At 28.2% G+C, this 2,483-nt stretch carries 1 protein-coding gene and 1 pseudogene; one reads left to right on the top strand and one right to left on the bottom strand.

Going from position 1 to position 2,483, the window contains the following annotated elements; translation table 11 throughout:
• The first annotated feature begins 619 nt into the window (after window positions 1-619).
• Window positions 620-2,086, top strand: a complete 1,467-nt coding sequence (locus tag EYW44_RS21840) for a fibronectin type III domain-containing protein (protein ID WP_132727989.1) — start codon at window positions 620-622, stop codon at window positions 2,084-2,086.
• Window positions 2,087-2,369: 283 nt separating this feature from the next.
• Here the strand turns inward: EYW44_RS21840 and EYW44_RS22850 are convergent.
• Window positions 2,370-2,483 (bottom strand): annotated as a pseudogene (locus EYW44_RS22850) (IS5/IS1182 family transposase); the annotation flags it as partial.

A 2,483-nucleotide genomic window follows, 5' to 3' on the forward strand; every position in this document is an offset into this window, starting at 1 on the left:
ATTTTATCGTAATTTGCTTGAAAGTTGTGCATGTTAAATTATGGTGTGGTAACTACAAATTACTGCTTTATAGCAGAATGCTCAACTTTTTTCTTCTTATAATTCAAAATGCACAACGGGTAAACCATAATCTTACACAATACATATTTTCAAAAGTATATATACACAATAAAATAACCTTCATTGTAATTTAGACTATAAGTTTTTTTCAACGCTATCTAATAATTTTATAGAATAATATTAAAAAATTAACATTCAATATAAATAATTATGTGTTTAGAAACTAAATAAAATGCAGTAAGCTCTTTATCTATAATAGTTAAATTTAAATAATCCATTACAGAATCTAATACTTTTAAAACTTTGAGTATTTTATTATGATTTGTTTGAATATTGTATAATAAAAATCAAATCACCACACCAAAACCATTGGCATACAGCTATCTAAAGTTTTTTTTGTTAATATACAACGGGTTAAATATTAATATTAAAAAAATTAAATATATTTGCCCCTTCATTCAAGGCTTATTTAAGCCTTTGTGCCTTAAAAAAACGCTATTCATCTACAATATTAAAATAATAATTTAAACAACTTAACTTTAATAATTAAAAATAGATTATGAAAAACATCAAACTATTTATTCCAATCCTTTTAATTTCAGCATTCTTTTTACTTTTTGGATGTAGTGATGAAGAAGTAACTCCGACTCCTCCTCCTAATCCTTCAAGTATTACAATAACTTCTAAGAATATAACAGTTTCTGAGTTTACAATTGACTGGACTGCTTCTACTATAGAAGGTGATCAAGGTGTCGTGTATGACATTTACTTAGACGATAATAAAGTAACTTCAGACTTAGACGCATTAACTTATACTTTTTCAGACTTAGATGCTGAAACAACATACAGCGTAAAAGTTACATCAAAATCAAATGAATTTGAAACTACTTCTACTCAAATGATAGATGTTACAACATCAATTAAACCAACTCCTTCGAATATTACCATTACTTCTAAAGATATAACGATTTCTGGTTTTACGATTGATTGGACTGCTTCTACCATAGAAGGTGATCAAGGTGTAGTATATGACATTTATTTAGACGATAATCAAGTTGCTTCAGATTTAGATGCATTAACTTACTCTTTTTCAAATTTAGATGCTGAAACTACATACAATGTAAAAGTTACATCAAAATCAAATGAGTTTGGTACTACTTCTACTCAAATGATAGATGTTATTACATTAGCTAAACCCAATCCTTCGGATACTACTATTACTTCTAAAGATATAACAGTTTCTGGTTTTACGATTGATTGGACTGCCTCTACCATAGAAGGTAATCAAGGTGTAGCATATGATATTTACTTAGACGATAATCAGGTTGCTTCAGATTTAGATGCATTAACTTACTCTTTTTCAGATTTAGATGCTGAAACTACATACAATGTGAAAGTTACATCAAAATCAAATGAATTTGGAACTACTTCTACTCAAATGATAGATGTTACAACACTAAATGCACCTAAACCAAATGATTTCAACATCTCATTAAATAGTACTGGAACAACAAATGCTTCTATTTCTTGGTCATCATTAACTATAGATGGTCCTGGAGGTGTTCTAGCAGATATTTATATCAACAACAACGAAGAATCAACAGGGGTTACATCTTCTGGATGGGTATTTACTGGACTAACTCCAAATACAAACTATACTGTTAAAATAGTAGCAAGAAGTTCAGAATTTGGAACAACATTAGAGAAAGAAATTACTTTTGTTACTGAACCTTTACCTACTACTTTTGAAGTGACATCTGCCGAAATATATCCTAGAACAACAGGTACATTTGGAGGACCTGCTAGGGCTATTATTCGTTTTACGGATAGAGATTTATTAGATGAAATAATCTTAAACGGTAATACTTACTCTAGTTATGCTTTTGCTGGTGATGATGGTATAACTTTTTCTCTTTCTGATGAAGAATTTGAAACTCTAAAAAACGCTACTACAAAAGAAGGAACTGCCAATTTTACTGAAAACGGTACATCTTCTTCTAAAACATTCACATATTCTGTAAACTAATTTAAACTCATAAAAAAAGATAGTTTACTACAATGTAGTAAACTATCTTTTTTTATGAGTTTAAATTAATACTATTTGTGATACGAATAAACTATGCAAAAAGCTATAATTTGATGCAAACAACACTTTTTTAACATCCATAAGGTCATACAAAAAAACCGTTATAAATCTATTGGATTATTGTTATTGATGTTATTTTAGATAAGATTCAATTTTTAAAACCATCAAGAGATTTAGGGTAATTTTCACAAATTATAAATTCCTAAAAAAGTTAACAATGAAGTCATCTTGACTTTTCAATTTTATGAAATTTCTTTAATCCGATTACAATAAATGCTAGGAAATTAAAGCCTTTCCAACTAGTAATTGTGGTGTCAAATCTATTCAATAAAGAACG

The sequence above is a fragment of the Tenacibaculum sp. M341 genome (assembly GCF_004337695.1).
Classification (GTDB): Bacteria; Bacteroidota; Bacteroidia; order Flavobacteriales; family Flavobacteriaceae; genus Polaribacter.

What these genes read in the sequence shown, in the direction of transcription:
- EYW44_RS21840 (WP_132727989.1), top strand. Translation starts at nt 620, where the DNA reads ATGAAAAACATCAAACTATTTATTCCAATCCTTTTAATTTCAGCATTC.